Origin of the sequence: Dyella tabacisoli (assembly GCF_003350925.1) — a bacterium.
In the GTDB taxonomy this organism is placed as follows: domain Bacteria; phylum Pseudomonadota; class Gammaproteobacteria; order Xanthomonadales; family Rhodanobacteraceae; genus Dyella_C; species Dyella_C tabacisoli.
Map to the genome: position 1 here is coordinate 109,745 of NZ_KZ857173.1, position 17,950 is coordinate 127,694.

Consider the following 17,950-nt stretch of genomic DNA (forward strand, 5'->3'; position numbering starts at 1 on the left):
GAACTGGCGCCGGCACATGCTCCCAAGGTACTCGCCACCAGCGTTCCCGACGGCGCACTCGTGCCCTTGCCGCTAGGGCAGATTGCAGTGCAATTCGATCAGGCGATGTGGTTGGGCAGCGATGCGCAATCGGCGCTTAGCGATGCCTCCTGCGTGCTCGACGCACAAAACTACACGCTGCTCTCCAGCGACACCGGCGCCACGGCGATCACACCCAAGAGCGTGCGTTGGGATGCGGTGACGCACACCGCCTATCTCGACGTCAACGGCCTGCCGGCCGGCCACTACCAACTGACCATCAGCGGCAATCTGCGCAGCAGCACGCAACTGCGCATCGGCCAGGATACGGTGAGCGGTTTCACCGCCTTGCTCGATATGAGTTCGCAGGTGCATCTGACCTTCGGCAACACCCGTGCGGATGTCAGCACCGGTGCGGTCAGCTATGACGTCAGCCTGACCAATATCGGCACCGACGATCTGCACGGGCCGTTGATGTTGCTGCTCGATCCGGGCATGTACTTCGGCAGCAGCATCGTGGGCGCCACCCAAGGCACGGGCGACCAGGCCAATCTATGGGTACTCGATCTCACTGCCGCGTTGCAGGCACTCGGCGGCAAACTCGCTGTAGGCGTGACACTCGCCCATCAGACCATCAGCGTAGTGCCGGCTAGTCATTTCGGTGGCCCGGGCGGCCTGGCCGATCTGGCCAAATTCAATCTCGGCCATGGCATCTACGCGGTGCCGTTGGCTAACTTGCCCCCTACCATCGGGCTAGTAGTGCCACCAGCGCCCGTAAGTGTCGATGACGGTAGCGGTAGTGACGACAATATCGGCGACCCCGTCGGCAACGGTGATCCGGTTGGCGCTACGATCGACTACAACGCCAACACCTTCAGTGCACCAGCGACCGTCGGTCAAAACTGGACCGCGCAAGTCGATGCCACCGACAGCGACGGCACCTTGTTCTATTGGCAAGTCGTGCAGGCGCCCGCCGGATTCACTTTGACTCCGCCCAGCAGCTATACCACCGCTGCCGATGGCACTTACCACTCCACCGCCACGCTGAGCTGGACGCCCGATGCAAACGCCTCGACCGACAGTGTGGTCGTGCTGCGTGTACAAGATAGCCGTGGCGGTGTCGCCATGCGCACGCTGCATCTGCCGGTGATCCATGGCAACCACGTGCCGACGCTGGCCGCGCAAGGCAATGTGACGCTGAACGAAGGTCAATCCCTTTCATTGCCGCTGAGCGCAGCCGATGCCGATGGCGATGTACTGACGCTCAGCGTGAGTAACCTGCCGCCCGGCGCCGTCTTTGACGCTCGCACCGGTACGCTCAATTGGACGCCTACCTACGACCAGGCCGGCACTTACAGCAATGTCACCGTCACCGTCAGCGATGGCAAGAGCACGGTCAGTGAACAATTTGATATCGTCGTCAAGCAAGCCTGGGCAAAGCCTGTGCTGGCTCCTGTCAATGCGCAGACGCTGCGTGAAGGCGATGCTTTTGCCTTGCAACTATCCGGCAGCATGCCTGGTGGCTTGCAGCGCGCCGATGGCTCGGTGGTGAAACTGAGCTATACGGTTGCCTCGTTACCCGGTGGCATGAACCTAAACAGCGATACCGGTTGGCTGAGCTGGACACCAGGCTATGACCAGCACGGCAACTACAGTGTGCAAGTTACGCTGACGGCTACGTGCACCTTGCCTACCGGCGAAACGGTAGTCACCAGCACGCAGCAGATCGTTCAACTGAATGTGCTCAATGCCAACGGCGCGCCTAGATTCGATGCCAATCTTGGTAGCCCGTGGAACCTGCTTGAAGGCCAGCCACTGCAGATCAGTGTGTTCGCGTTTGACCCTGACAATCCCGGTTTTGCACCCAAGATCCGTCTGTCACCCAATGCCCAGCCGGTCGATCAGGGCAGCAGCACCGCGCCCACGGTGACCTATCAAGTCATTGGCTTGCCGCAAGGTGCGACCTTCGACCCTGACACGTTGCAGATTATCTGGACCCCTGGTTACAACCAGGCCGGTACATATCACGTCACTGTCATCGCGACGGATGATGGCGACGGCACCGGCACACCGGCGGTTACCCAGGTAACGATCCCGATCATCGTGGCCAATAGCAATCGTGCGCCGGTTATCGCACCGATCAGCAACGCGTTTGTCGATAAGGGGGCCACGCTCGATATTCCTGTGGACATCACCGATGCCGACGGCAATCCGATCCTGCTGAACATCAACGGCCTGCCCCGTTTTGCCACTTATACCCAAAATCCGTCCAGCGGAAACGGGCATGTCACCGGCACGATTCATTTCGCGCCGGGCGACAACGATCGCGGCGACTACACCATCACCCTCATCGCACGGGACAATGGCGACGGCGATGCCAATCGCGTACTGGCCCAATCGGTGAGCTTCGTAGTGACCGCGCGCAGCGTCACCGAACCGCCGGTATTCAGTTTGCCGCAGCAGATCGTCGCCATCGCCGGTCAACCGATCAGCCTGCCGATCACAATAAGCGACGCCGATCAAGATGCGCTTCATCTCAGCGCCACCGGTTTGCCGCTGGGTGCGCAACTGAACCTGCTGACGCAGTACGGCCACGCCATGTTCAGTTGGACGCCGACCGCCGACGATATCGGTCCGCACGACATCGTGCTTACCGTGACCGACAGCGGTTTGCCGCCACAGGATCAGGGCTATACCAATCCGGCCAATCCGATACCGAACGTGGTCAGCCACACCATCCGCATCCTGGTACGCGCATCCGATACCGCGCCGCAATTGCTCGGCGTGCAGCTCAATGGCAATCCGGTCACCGACAGCGGCGATGCATCGATACCGGTCGTGCTCAACACCAGCGAAGGTGCTCCATTGGCACTGGACCTGTTCGCGCACGATGCCGAGGCAGACCTGATTAACTGGACCGCCACCGGCCTGCCCCAGGGCATGACGATGGATGTGCCCAGCGCCGCCAACGGTGGCCGCGCCACCTTGCGCTGGACCCCTGGCATGTTTGCCGCGCAGAGCGACAACATCGGCGGCACCAGCCCCGGCACCTATCGCTTCAGCATCACCGGCAGCGATGGCGCGGCCAGCTTCACGCGCAGCTTTGAAGTGCATGTGGCCAATGTCGACCAAGCCCCGGTGATTCTGCCGATGCCGCTGCAACTGGTGAACGAGGGCAGCACGCTGTCGTTCAATGTGCGCAGCCTCGATGCCGACGGCGACCCGGTACACGTCAGCTTGATCTATGACGACAACACACCGGCGGGAATTTCGTTCAATAACGCGACCGGCTACTTCGAATGGACACCTGGCTACGACGTGGTGAACAACGCCACTGCCAACAGTCGCGATTTCGCGCTTACCTTCAATGCTACCGACGGCACGCTGACCACGACCCAGACCGTGCATATCCGCGTGTTCGACGTCAATCGTGCGCCGATCGTTGCAGTAAGCAGCCATGCGGTAACCGTCGGACAAAGCCTGATTTTGCCGATTCAACTCGGCGGCACCAATAGCGGTCTTGGCATCTACGCCAATGACCCCGACGGCGCGGCGCAAACCCAGGCGCTGACAGTCAGCTTTAACGGCTTGCCGGAGGGGGCGAGCTATGACGCCCAAGCTCATCAACTCCATTGGATACCCGGCCCCGGCCAGGTCGGCGATTTTGTCATCGCCGCCCAAGTCGACGACGGCATGAGCACAGTGCAACAGACCTTTACCGTGCGTGTCGTCGCCGATGCCGCGGCGAATGCGCCAAGTATTTTGATCGATAGTGTGCCCAGCACACCTTCCCTGCCTGGCCAGACCGTGTTGGTCACGGTACGCGCAAGCAGCTTCAGCGCCATCGCCAACATGATGGTGCAAGTGCGCGGCAGCGCCCTCGGTAGCGACCAGTGGCAGACGGTGGCGTTGGATAACAGCGGACGCCTGCGCCTGCAATCGACTCAGCCAGGTTTGATCGATGTACGTGTCACGGCAACCGACACCGATGGTTTCAGCCGTACGCAAGACAGCCAGTTGCGGGTGAAGGATCCCGCCGACACACAGGCTCCGGCACTGGCCTGGAGTGGCGCGCTAGCGGGCGCGACTGCCAATGGCAAACCGGTCGAAGTCGATACGGCAGCCGCGTTGCAAGCCACCGTGCAAGAACTCCAATTAATGGGCTATCGCCTGCAGATCGCGGCGGCCGGCAGCGATAGCTGGCAGAGCTTGACCGAGCAAAGCCTGGATACGGCCAATATCAACCAAGCCTTGGCGCTGGCCACGCTGGACCCGGCGCAGTATCGCAATGGCGTGTATCAACTGCGTTTGACCGCATGGGATCTCAGTGGCCGCACCAGCGAGATCGATGCGCGCGTTATCGTCGACACCCTGCAAAAGAGCTTTGCTCAGAACAATGTTGCCGATGTCACCTACCAGCTTGGCGGCCATGCCTTCACCGTCAACCGCACACTCGACGGACGCAGCGGCGTCGATTTCGGCAATTGGGGTGTCGCCAGTTTCGCCACCGGCCTGTCGACCGATCAACTGGCTAGCACCGCCAGCGGTGCAACGGCGGCTTGGGCTGAAGGTGCACGTGTCTGGTTGCGGATGCCGAGCAACCTCGGTGATGCCAATGCGCCGATCCAGAACCTCAGCTTTACGCTTGGCACGATAGGTACCGCCTTGCCCGGCGGCCCAGGCGCGCCAATCGTTTATCGCGCCAATTTCGGCAGCGATCAAGGTTGGCAGTTACAAGCGATGGGGGGCGATACGCTGCAGCGTCAAGGCAGCCATCTATACAGCCAGATCACCGGCTTGCCCTGGGTGCCTGGCGGTTATGTGCTTACCGCCCCGGATGGTACCCACTACAGCCTCGATGCCAACGGCAAGCTCACCAGTGTCAGTTTCAGTGATGGTGCGCAGTGGCTGGTGTCCGATGCAGGTATCGCACTGGTCGGCGGCACCTTCGCCGATCGCATCAGCATCGTGCGCGATGCGTCGGGCCTGGTCTCCCGTATCACCGGCCCACTCGATGCCAGCGGCAATAGTCGCAGCATGATTTATCGTTACGATGCACAAAACCGTTTGATCTTCACCCGTGCGCTCGACAGCGGCAGCCTCGGTACGCCGTATGGCTATGACGGTACCGGTCAGTTGTATACCGACACCGTCACCGCCAACCTCGGAACGGCAGCAAGCTGGCTTGGCAACAGCACAGCCAATCAATGGAGTGGCAGCCTGCAAGCGGGGCAAACCACGACACTGGCCTTCCAGATACGCGACAGCGAACTGGCCTCGACCGTCAAAGTACCGGGTGGTGCGGGCGCGATCATCGTTGCGATCAGCGCACAGTTCGATAGTGCGCAATCGGATCTCCAAGTGATTGGCGCCGATGTACTCGGCAGCACGCTGCACAACGGTATGCGAACGGTACTGGTGCGGGTGACGGCGGCAGGGCTCAAGCTGATTCGCATCACTGGCAGCGGTAACGCGACGATCAGCGTATCCATTGCAGGCGACCTCAACCACGACGGTCGCATCGACGGCAGCGACAGCGCGGCATGGGCACAGGATGCCGCCAGCGGCAATCTCGCCGGCGATCTCAATGGCGACGGCGTGGTCGATCAAAGCGATCGGCAGATTCTGTATGCCAACTACGGTTGGCGTGCCAACCTTGCGCCGATCCAGGCCGCTACATTGCCTGCAGTGCTTACCCATACCGATCTCGGCACCAGCATTGCACTGGCATCGATCGCGCAGGACTACGAGGGCGATGCGCTGTTCTGGCGCGTGCTCAACACCACCCACGGTACGGCCAAACTCAGCAGCGACGGCCTCTCGGTGATCTTCACCCCAGAGCCCGGCTATAGCGGTGTGGCGAGCATCTTCGTCAGTGCCGACGATGGCTACAGCTCCAGCGCGCCAATTCAACTGAACATCACCGTGAGTGCGGCCAAGCTCACCGGCATTCACTTGCAGCCCTTACCCAACCCTGGCCCAGGTCAGGCGATGCAAGTGAAGGCCACAGTGGACTTCGAAGATCAGCTTGGTGTGGATGTCAGCGCCGATCCGGCCTACCTCAACCTGTCCATGGCCGATCTCAGCGGCATGGGCATGGTCGGGGCTGCACCGGCTAGCGTGAACAATAGTCGTGGCCTGATCCTTTGCAGCGCAACCGGCCCTGCCCTGCTCATCGCCACTCATACCGATGTCGATGGGCATGTGGTGCGCGCGGTGCAGGCGTTCAACATAACCCTGGCATCGGATACCGCCGACACCGGCACTCTCCTGGTTCAGCCCGACGTCTATCCGAATACGTTGTCGTTGACACCCGATGGCACACGGCAGCTCAAAGTGCATCTGGTCGAGCCGATTACCGGCGTACAAACCGATATAAGCCAGGTGCATCCGACGCCAACCAGCGGCACGATTTACCTGTCCAGCGACGATAGCATCGCCAGCGTCAGCAGCACCGGCTTGATTACCGCGCATCGCACCGGTGTAGTCACCATCACCGTGGTGTATCTGGGCAGCAGCCTTGCCGATGACGGCAGCGGTAACGTCGTCGCGCAGCGCATTGGTCAAGCCGATGTCACGCTACACATCGAGGCGGCGCAAACCACCGACCAGCAAATCGAAGTCAATAAAGACCAGGGCGGTATCGTCAGTTCGGCCACCGGCGAAACGGTGATGATCGGCGCCGGCGCACTTGCCGCCGATACAGCGGTATCGATTCACCGCATCGATCTGGCCAGCCTGCCGATGCCGGCTCCCGCACCGAATGTGCTGCAAGCCGTGGGAGCATTCACGCTCGATATGAGCGGTGCCACCAGCACCTATCCGCTGCAATTGGCCATTCCGGTACAGGCATCTGCCACGGCACAACCCGGCGATGAGGTGGTGTTCTTCCGCAAGGGAACCGTGCTGACCGCCGATGGCACATACAAAGACACCTGGTGGCTGGTCGACAATGGTTTCGTCGGCGCCGATGGTGTCGCTCGTACCGCAAGCCCGCCCTATAGCGGCCTGGATAGCTCGGGTCAGTACATGGTTTGCCGCCGTCTCCCCGGAGTCATCGGCAGCAGCTTCGATCTTGGTATCGGCGCCGGTGACTGGGCGTCGTTCGGCGGCCTGGGCATCAGCCTTGCCGGTGGCCTTGTCGGCGCCGATATTTACTCGGACATGATCGGCATCATCGCCAGTGCGGCGACGGGTATCACTGCGGGCAGCTATCACTTTGGCGTGCCGCAGTTCGCCGACATCACCTTGCCGCAGGTAGCACCAGGCGATATTTACCATCTCAACGTAAGTGCCGCGCTGCCGGCGGTGACTACGCCTTACGGCAACCTGGTCATTCCCAACCTCACTAGTGCCAGCGCCGACATCTCGCAGGGCGTGCTCAACTTTACAGTTGACAATCCCAATCCAGGTGCGTTCGCCGGCACGGTCGTGTTGCGTGCGATCTTCACCGATGGCTCGCACCGCGATGTGCAAACCCTTGCTGGTACCGTCAGCGGACAGATCACTATTACGCCACCGGCGGACCTAGCCGTGGGCAGCGTCCGTTGGCAATTGGTGCGGAAAATATCGACTCAGGTGTTGACCGGCTCGGGCAATATGTCCGACAGCGCGCCGCTGGAATTCGGTGGCAGCATCCTGAGTATTGCGCCGCAATCGGGTATGGCCGCGGTACTCACCCGTACCGGGGTGCAATTTGTTCGCGAACACGATCAATCGGTGGTTGCTCAGGTAAGCCTGCTCGATCTACTCGGCACGCCTAACGATTTCGGCGGTACCTACCTCACCGGTAATAAGGTGCAGGACGTGGCGTTCTCAGGTGACCTCTCCCGCTGCTATGTCGGCGGCAAAGGGGTCCTGTATGTCATCGACATGGTGACCTTCAAACTGATTAGCACCGTCACCATTCCCGCCGGTAAAAACATTACCAGTCTCGTCTCCGTTGGCGACCTGCTATTTATCGGCGAGGGACAAAGCTACGGCAGCGGTGCCGCCAACAATCAGCTACGCGTCATGGATATCGACCCCGGCAGCTCCACCTACAACCAGGCCGTTTCGATTCAGGGCACCGGCATCGAAAATTCACCGCTTGGTGTGAGCGGAATGACCATAGGTCCCGACGGCAGGACCTTGGTCGTCGCCGTACCGCAAAACCCAAACAGCGTCATGCTGGGCGACCGCAATAAGCGCGGCAATGTGTTTGTATTCGACCTTGCCACGCTCAACTTCCGTACCGGCAAGATCAACCCACCGGTGATCGCGCAGCTACCCGACGACGGTTTAAGCGGCAAGGCGCCGCAAATCATCAGCGCGACGAAGGATCCGGATCGTTTCCTGGTAACCGATGTCGCCGATTACAACCGTGGACTATCGACCCTGGTACTGACTCGCGATGCCAAGGGCGCCATCACCAGTGCCGTGATGAATGCGATCACCATGTCACAGCCCGACAGCGCCATTCGCATCGATCGTCTGGATATTCAGCGCGCGCAGAGCGCTGTGCTGGTTGAACAGGATGGTGTGGAGTACGCCATCGTTGCCGACGATAACTACAACTTCAATGATCCGTACTGGAAGGCGATGTTCGAAGTACCGGATTTCATCTACTCGCCGTTCGGTCCGCCGATCGCGGTAGGCGGTAGCGCCAGCGCCAGAAAAGTCGCCGTTGGCGGCAAACTCGGTATCGTCAAAGACCCCTTCGGTTTGAACGGAACACCGCAATACCTCGGTGCCACCCTGCCGCTGGATGGTTACGGAATCGTCAACCTAAGCGTTTCCGAGGACGGTCTCGTGCTGCTGGGGCAACTAAAAGGCGGCTTCGGCACCGATCTCTTCCAGAGTCAGCAAAATCCCAATCAGAACCACGCCTGGGATGTGAAAGCGTTGATCCAGGCCGCACTGGCTATGGACGAGCAAGATCGTCTATCCAAACATATAGTGTTGCCGACCAATGCCGAGCAATTGATTCCCTCTCCCACCGGCGGCGCGGTCGCGGCTCCTGCAAGCACGACCTTCGATCCCGCCGACGTGGCGGTTTCAGTCGATAACGGTCGCATGGGCGATGTCATCACCGTCGATCTGAAAAAACTGGTCGCTTACCAATTGCTTGGCCTGCCCTCGCCCAGCGGGCCGTTGACCGATGCGCAGAAACAGCTAATTGCCGGCAAGCAAGCGCAAATCGACGAATTGATGGCCAATCTGGACCAATTCAGTTTCGTCAGCGGACAAGTGGATAAATTCACCGGCGACGCCACCCAAGAAACCCGTGGCATGACCTTGGTGACACGCGGCACCGACAAGAGTGTCGTCAGTACCGGCACCGATGGTTTCGCCACGAACGGTACGTTCTATGTCACGCCGAATATCTCTAAAGCAGATGAAGCCGATCTACGGCTAGGCAAAGGTTTGCCGCCCAAGACCTCTGATTTCTTTCTTACCTATCACCTGAAAAAAGATGTCGCGGGCATTACCCAAGGCGATGGCAAGATCACTCTGACCGTCAAAGCAAGCGACGCGCCGGGCGCGGGTACCACGACATTTATCGGTGACCGTAACCTCGATAACCCGGGCTACAACAGCTTCCAACTGTCGGGTGATCTGAAAACCGGCGACGACATGACGACGGATGCGCAGGCACTCGATGTCTGGCGCGTCGAACAACGGCTTAAATATCTCGGCTTTCCAGCGATGGAGATGGCTGCAGCAAGCGCGGGTGCGCCGGCGGAATTCAAAGTGGGCGAAAAATTCGGCGAAGCCGAAGGTCGGGCCTTGCAGTTGTTCGAAAAGATCGTCAACTACGGCGGCACCACCACGACTTTTGGTGCCTATACCTCGGCCTCCATTGTTGCCAACTCCACCAATCTGGCGTGGCTCAACGCCTACAACGCGCCGCACTGGATGCAGTTCTTCGATAAAGGCAAGGACGCCAACGGCAACGATGTCTATATGTCGACCAATGATCGTCTGGGTGCGCATTGGAAAAACCTGCAAACATCGCTGGCCACCGGTGCGGTATTCGGCACCAGTTGGACGTTCGACCTGATGCGCGCCGCGGCCAATGCCATGGTGGCGTCACAAACCAACCAGTTGCTGTTCAATGGTGCAGACGATGCCAACGGCCAAAGCAAGGGCGCCAAGTTCGCTCTTGGCATGTCGCTGAACCTGGCGATCGATCCGCTCTATGTCTCCACCGACAATCAGACCCGAGTGGATGGCAAGGACAAGATTCTTGGCGTAGGCGCAGCACCGACCGGAACCGATCATCCCACCGTCGTCACCGGCGCCGACAATATCCAGGCTTACAAGGACAAAGTCTGGAGCTACGACAACGCGGTCAATCTGTCCAGCCTGCTGTTCAATCCAAACGTAGCCAACACTACCGGAAACACCGACAGCAACAGCCGCGGCTTGAATAATCAACGCGACGCACTGCGTGATTTTCTGTCGTTCTATACCGCGACACAGAGCGATACCAGCAGCACCCCGAACGGTTCGTGGGAGGAGTTACCGCTTGACCCATCGCACACGGCCGATGCCGATACCATCCGTAAAGCTTTGTTCGGCACAGGGCAACAAGCGAGTGGCCTGATCGACAAGGACAAGGTGAAGCTCGGTGGCGGCGCGGCAGGCGCCGGCTTCAAACTGACCAAGGACACCTTGGACGCGATCATGGGCACGCCCAATATGGCTTCGTGGGTCGAGCCGCTGCAAACGGCGATGACGCAATTCAACATTGTCACCCCGAGCGAAATTGCCGCGTTCCTGGCCCAGGTGAAGATCGAATCGGGCGGCATGAGCAAGATCAAGGAAAGCCTGATCTACAGCACCCCGGAACGCGCCGCGGCTATATTTGTCTCCGGCTTTACCAACAAGGGTCCGAATGACACCGATAATCCGCATGTGGCGGTTATCCCGGCGGGCAGCACCAGAGCTCAAATAAATGAACTCAAGTTACAGGCGCGCATTTTAAATGCCAGAGACTTCTATGCAGCGGTAATCACCCCAGCGGTTGCTGCAGAAGGTGGCTTTACCGACGCGGTGCAGGAGCTATTGGCAAACCGCGTCTATTCCAGCGACATCGGTGCCAAAACCAATGGCAACGGAGATCACACTACCCGCGATGGCTGGTTGTTCAGAGGCCACGGCTTGATTCAGCTCACCGGCCGAACCTTGACGGTGCGCTTCGCCAATTACATTCACGCCAACTACCCGACTCTGGATCCTAGCGGTTTTCTTGCCACCGACCCCGATCAGGTCTTTACAAACACCGATACCGGCAGGTTGCTTTCGACCTTGTCCGCCGCATGGTTCTGGAACCAGAAAACGATTGTATTGGAGCCCGATGGCAGGACTCCCTCGCCCGACAGCGGCAATTCGCTCAATACGGAAGCCAACAATATCGGCACGGCACTGTCCGATACGGCAGGACAAGACTTGCTTCGATTCAAAAGGATCACGCAATCGGTCAATGGCGGCCAGACCGGTGAAACCGAACGCGAAAATGCCTACAAGGTGGCCTGGAACGCGATCTTCAAAACCGGCACCCCCGCCGACAAAGTCGGCAATCCATTCGAAAGTATGCAAGATGTGCTTTCGCGGCTAGGCATCAAAACCACCAGCGCTCAGGATTACCAAAACCAGTTCGGTATCACCCTGCGTCGCCCAACCACGGCACCAGTGCCGATTGGCCCCAGCAAACTTAGCGATGGCGGCAACAACGTCGGCGCAGACGCGCCGGCGACGCCAAGCCAAGCAACCAGCTTCGAAACAGCCAGTTCGCTATGGAACGTGGCGGCAAGCAACGGCACCGGACTGGATGCGGTGATCGTGCAAGCCGGTGCTGCGGTCGGATCGTTCGTGCCGCTCGCTGCCGGTGCCATCGGCGAAACCACCGGTGAAGGCATGGATGCGCGTATTGCATTGGATTCCAATGCCGCTGGGCATGGCTGGTTCGTGGACCAAACACCGGACGACAACGCGGAGTTCTTACCCACCGCAGACCCGACCGTCTGGATAGCCAGGCCGGGTAGTGATGCCGCAGGAAAGATGGATTTACTCAGCGTACTGCTGCATGAGTACGGCCATGCGCTTGGCTTCGAGCACACGCTGGACGATCGCGACTTCATGGGCGCAACGCTCACCGCAGGCGTGCGCCGTCTACCGACGCCGGCCGAACTGACGCTGATGCGCCAACTTATCAGCCAACTGAAAAACAACGGCGTCACAGCTCCTGCCTCCACCAGCCCTCAAGGATTACCGGTAACGGCCGGTGCTGTTGTGGGCACTACGGCTCCGCCGACAACCGCGGTAACCGGAGGCGGCACGCAGAGCTACGAAACCGCCGCCAACCCAACCTTGCAGAACGGGCAGCTCAATGGTGTAACAAGTTGGACGACACAAGGTAGCGTGAGCTTCGGCAATGCTAGTGCGACCCTCAACGAAACCAGCAACAGCCAAACCCGCCTCAACCAGGTCTTCGTCGTCGGCGCGCAAGACAACTTCCTCCGCTTCACCGTCAGTGGCGTAGCGCTGCAGAACCCCGGCGATATGCCCGAGGACGCCTTCCAGGCAGCCCTGCTCGATGCCGGCACCGGCGCCTCGCTGGGTGGCGCGATCGGGCTGAGCCTCACCGACGCACTGCTCAACCTGCAGGGCGATGGGACCTCGTCGGTGGCGCAAGGCGTGAGCTTTGTGACCAACCCCGATGGCAGCCGCACCTATCTGGTCGATTTGCGCGGTATCGCGGCCGGCACGGCAGTGAATTTATCGTTCGACCTGATCGGCTTCGGTCCAAGCGGCAGTCATGTCAGCGTCAGCGATGTGGCGCTGATGGGTCTGCCGCAGGCAGTTAACGACACGACGACCGGTCTTGAAGACGGCGTCACTCACGTCGATGTGCTGAGCAACGACGTCAACGCCATCGGCTATACGCCAGTCGTGGTCACCGGGCCGACGCACGGCACGCTGAGCTTCAACCCGGATGGCAGCTTCAACTACACGCCGAATGCGCTCTACTACGGCAGCGACAGCTTCAGCTACGACCTCGACAACGGTAAGGCGCAATCCAATGTGGCCACGGTGAATCTGACCGTGACCCACGTGAATCACGCGCCGACGACCCACGATGTGTCGATGACCTTGGCCGAAGATGGCAGCGCCATGGTCGACCTACGCCCGTTGAGCGCGGATGTCGATGGCGATGCCTTGAGCTTCCGCATCGTCAATGCGCCGCTGCACGGCACCTTGAGCCAGAACGCCGATGGCACCTTTATCTACGTGCCTGGCCCGCTGTTCTACGGCAACGACAGCTTCAGCTACGTCGCCAACGATGGCACGGTGGATTCCGCGGCAGCCACGGTGAGCCTCACCGTGACTCACGTGAACCACGCACCCACCGCGGCGAATATGTCGGTGACGCTGGCCGAAGACGGCAATGTCGTGATGGATCTGCGTCCGCAGATCGCCGATGTCGACAAAGATCCGTTGAGTATCCGCATCGTCAGCGCGCCGCTGCACGGCAGCTTGACCCTGAACGCGGACGGCACTTTCACCTACGTGCCCGGCCCGTTGTTCTATGGCAGCGACAGTTTCAGCTATGTCGCCAACGATGGCATCGTGGATTCCGCGGCGGCTACAGTGAGCCTCACCGTGATGCATGTGAATCACGCACCTACCGCGGCGAATCTTGCAGTGACCCTGGCCGAGGACGGCAATGCCGTGATCGACCTGCATGCGCAAACCGCCGATGTCGATGGTGATCCGCTAAGCATCCGCATCGTCAATGCGCCGCAGCACGGCACGCTCACGCAGAACACCGATGGCACCTTCACTTACGTGCCCGGTCCGCTGTTCTACGGCAGCGACAGCTTCAGCTACGTCGCCAACGACGGCACCGTGGATTCCGCGCCAGCCACGGTAAGCCTCACCGTGACTCACGTGAACCACGCACCCACCGCGGCGAATATGTCGGTGACGCTGGCCGAAGATGGCAACGCCGTGATGGATCTGCGTCCGCAGATCGCCGATGTCGACAAAGATCCGTTGAGTATCCGCATCGTCAGCGCGCCGCTGCATGGCAGCTTGACCCTGAACGCGGACGGCACTTTCACCTACGTGCCCGGCCCGTTGTTCTACGGCAGCGACAGCTTCAGCTATGTCGCCAACGATGGCATCGTGGATTCCGCGGCGGCTACGGTGAGCCTCACCGTGATGCATGTGAATCACGCACCCACCGCGGCGAATCTGGCCGTGACCCTGGCCGAGGACGGCAATGCCGTGATCGACCTGCATGCGCAAACCGCCGATGTCGATGGTGATCCGCTGAGTATCCGCATCGTCAGTGCGCCGCAGCACGGCACGCTCACGCAGAACACCGATGGCACCTTCACTTACGTGCCCGGTCCGCTGTTCTACGGCAGCGACAGCTTCAGCTACGTCGCCAACGACGGCACGGTGGATTCCGGCGCGGCCACGGTAAGCCTCACCGTGACGCATGTGAACCACGCGCCGGTCGCTCATGACGCCAGCCTGCAAACACTGGAAGAGCAAGCGATCAATGGCCGCCTGACCGACTACGGCACCGATGTCGATGGCGACCCGCTCAAGGCCAGCGTCGTCAACGGTCCGCAGCACGGAGCGCTGAGCTTCAATGCCGACGGCAGCTTTACCTATACGCCTAACGCGTTGTATCGCGGCGACGACAGCTTCAGCTATCAATTGAACGATGGTTCGCTGAACTCCGGTATCGCCACCGTCACCATCCACATGGCCCCGGTGAACCATCCGCCTGTCGCCAACGATCTGGCAGCGACCGTCGCCGAGGAAGGCACCCTGCTGCTCGATCCGCGCACGCATGCCAGCGATCCCGATGGCGATGCCTTGACCACAGTGATCGTGAACGGACCGCTGCACGGCACGCTGACGCGCAACGCCGACGGCAGTTACAGCTATGCGCCCAATGCGCTGTATCGCGGTACGGATAGCTTCACTTACAAGGTCAACGACGGCACCGTCGACTCCAATATGGCCACCGTCACCTTGACGGTGACTCCGATCAACCACGCACCTACCGCGCAGAATGTCGCCCTCAGCGTCGCCGAAGAGGGTTCGGTCGCAGTGGATCTACGCCAGAGTGCCAACGATGTGGACGGCGATCCGCTCAGCACCATCATCGTCAGCGGCCCACTCCACGGCACCCTGAAACAAAACGCCGATGGCAGCTACACCTATCTGCCCAACGCGCTTTACCGTGGCATGGACAGCTTCAGCTACAAGGTCAACGACGGCACCGTCGACTCGAACATCGCCACGGTGAACCTGACCGTGACGCCGGTGAATCATGCGCCGGTGGCGCAGGACGCCAATGCCAGCCTTCCCGAAGATGGCTCACTGGTCGTCGATCCGCGCCTCGATGCACACGATGTCGATGGCGATCCGCTCTCCGTCGCGATCGTCAGCGGCCCGGCGCACGGCAATCTGGTGCGCAATGCCGATGGCAGTTTCACCTACACACCGACGACGTATTTCGCCGGTGGCGACAGCTTCACCTACAAGATCAACGACGGCACGGTCGACTCCAACGTCGCTACGATCGTATTGACCATCACCCAGGTGAATCACGCGCCGGTCGCGGTCAACGATACGGCGGCCACCGATCAAGGCAAGCCGGTGGTGATTAACGTGCTGGCGAACGATTCGGACATCGACAACAGCACGGGCCTGAATGCCGGCTCGGGCCGCGCGGCGAATGCCGGCCTCACGGCCCGCATCATCAGCCAGCCGGCAAACGGTGTGGTGAGCGTAAATGCCGATGGCACACTGACCTACACGCCGACAGCAGCCTTCAGCGGCACCGACAGCTTCAGCTATGTCGCCAACGACGGTCAGCTCGATTCAGCGGTGGCTTCGGTGACCATCACGGTCAAGGCTACCAACCATCCGCCGGTTGCCAATGACGATGTGTTCAACGGCAAGCAAGGCATTCCGTTGAGTTTCAATCCGCTTACCAACGACACCGACGCCGATGGCGATCCGTTGTCGCTGGTGCTGGTCAGCGGCCCCAGCCATGGTGTGCTAAGCCGCAATGCCGATGGCAGTCTCAGCTATACCTCGGACAGCAGTTGGAACGGTACCGATACCCTCACCTACCAGGCCAGCGACGGCAAATCGCTGTCGAATGTCGCCACGGTGCGTTTGATTATCGCAGCGGTTAATCATGCGCCGGTCGCGGTCAACGACAGCGCATCCATCCACAACAACCAGACCGCCATCATCAATGTGCTGGCGAACGACAGCGATGCCGACGGCGACAAGCTCACCACCCGCCTGGTCGATAAGGCCAAGCACGGTACGGTGACCCACAACGCCGATGGCAGCTTCAGCTATACCGCGTCGTGCGGCTATATCGGCACCGACACGTTCACCTACGTCGACAACGACGGCAAGGTCGATTCCAACCTCGCCACGGTGACCATCACCGTGCTTGGCCCGAACCTGCCGCCGATCGCCTTCGATGATTTCGCCCGCACTAACGAGAACGCCGCGGTGAAGATCGATCCGCTGGCCAATGATTGGGATCCGAACGGCGACGTGCTGCATACGCGCGTACTCTGCGGCCCCCAGCATGGCAGCCTGTCGCTCAACGCCGATGGCACTTACACCTATACGCCCAATGCGAACTGGTACGGTTTGGACGGCTTTACCTATGTAGCCAACGACGGTCAATTCGACTCCAATCCGGCCATGGTGTGGATCCGCGTGGCTTACGTGGAACAGCCACCCGTCGCCAACGACGATGCCTTTACCGTGCATGCCGGCCAGACCACACGCCTCGATGTGCTCAGTAACGATACTCACGATGAAGAGGACGACGACGAATTCAGCGCACGGGTGGTCACCGGGCCGAAACATGGCAAGGTCACCCAGAATGACGACGGCAGCCTGAGTTACACCGCCGTAGCCGGTTTCGTGGGCACCGATACGTTCACCTATGTAGCGAACGACGGCGAGGTCGATTCAAAACCAGCCGTCGTCACGCTGACTGTGCTGGCGCCCGATCGTCCGCCGGTAGCGCACGATGACAAGGCAACCACGGCGGAGAACACCGCTGTGCGGGTGGATCTGCTCGCCAACGACAGCGATCCCGACGGCGACGCGCTCAAGGCACGCATCGTCTGCGGTCCCTGCCACGGCACCCTGCATCTCAATGCCGACGGCAGCTACACCTACACGCCGGACAAGAACTGGTACGGCACCGACGGCTTCAGCTATCGCGCCAGCGATGGCCAACTGGAGTCGAACGTGGCGATGGTATGCATCACGGTTACCCCGGTAAGCCAGCCGCCCACGGCATGCAATGCCAGCTTCCAGGTTGAGCGCGATGGCCGTGTGCGCATCGACTTCGATGATCTGGTCAATGACGACGACGGCCATTGCCTCACACTCAGCCTGGGCAAGCCGGGTCAAGGCACGCTCACCCGTAGTCGTGACGGCGACTATATCTATCGGCCGAAGCCTGGCTTCACCGGCATCGATACCTTCACTTACACGGTAAGCGACGGCAAGCTCAGTGCCACCGCCACCATCACCTTGAAGGTGGTCGAAGACGACGATTGCTGGAATGAAGCCAGCGTGATGGTGGTGTCGGGCGCAAGGTCCACCAGCTATAACAAGCCTGACTACGGCTATATCGTCATCAATCAGGGCGGCAAACCGAAGAAGGACGATATGCCGGTTCTGGATTGGAGCTCGCATGGCGATAATGGAATCGGCCGGGCAGAACCTATCGGCGGAAGCTGGTGGAATGCACTACTGGACGAGCCGCTGTTGAGTTCGGCTGATTTGGCTAAGCAGAGTGGTCTGGTGGTGAAACGACCGAACTGAACTGGCCGCCATGGAGAAGCCCCTTGCTGGAGCGGGGGCTTCTTTGCGTCCA

At 60.4% G+C, this 17,950-nt stretch carries 1 protein-coding gene (only partly in view); it reads left to right on the plus strand.

From position 1 onward, the window contains the following. Positions 1 to 17,898, plus strand: partial view of a tandem-95 repeat protein gene (locus DVJ77_RS00320; RefSeq protein WP_114843491.1) — the 3' end only. Its footprint begins 21,825 nt before the window's first position; the window shows 17,898 of its 39,723 coding nt (coding positions 21,826-39,723); the start codon falls outside the window, past its left edge; the stop codon is at positions 17,896 to 17,898. Positions 17,899 to 17,950: the final 52 nt, after the last annotated feature.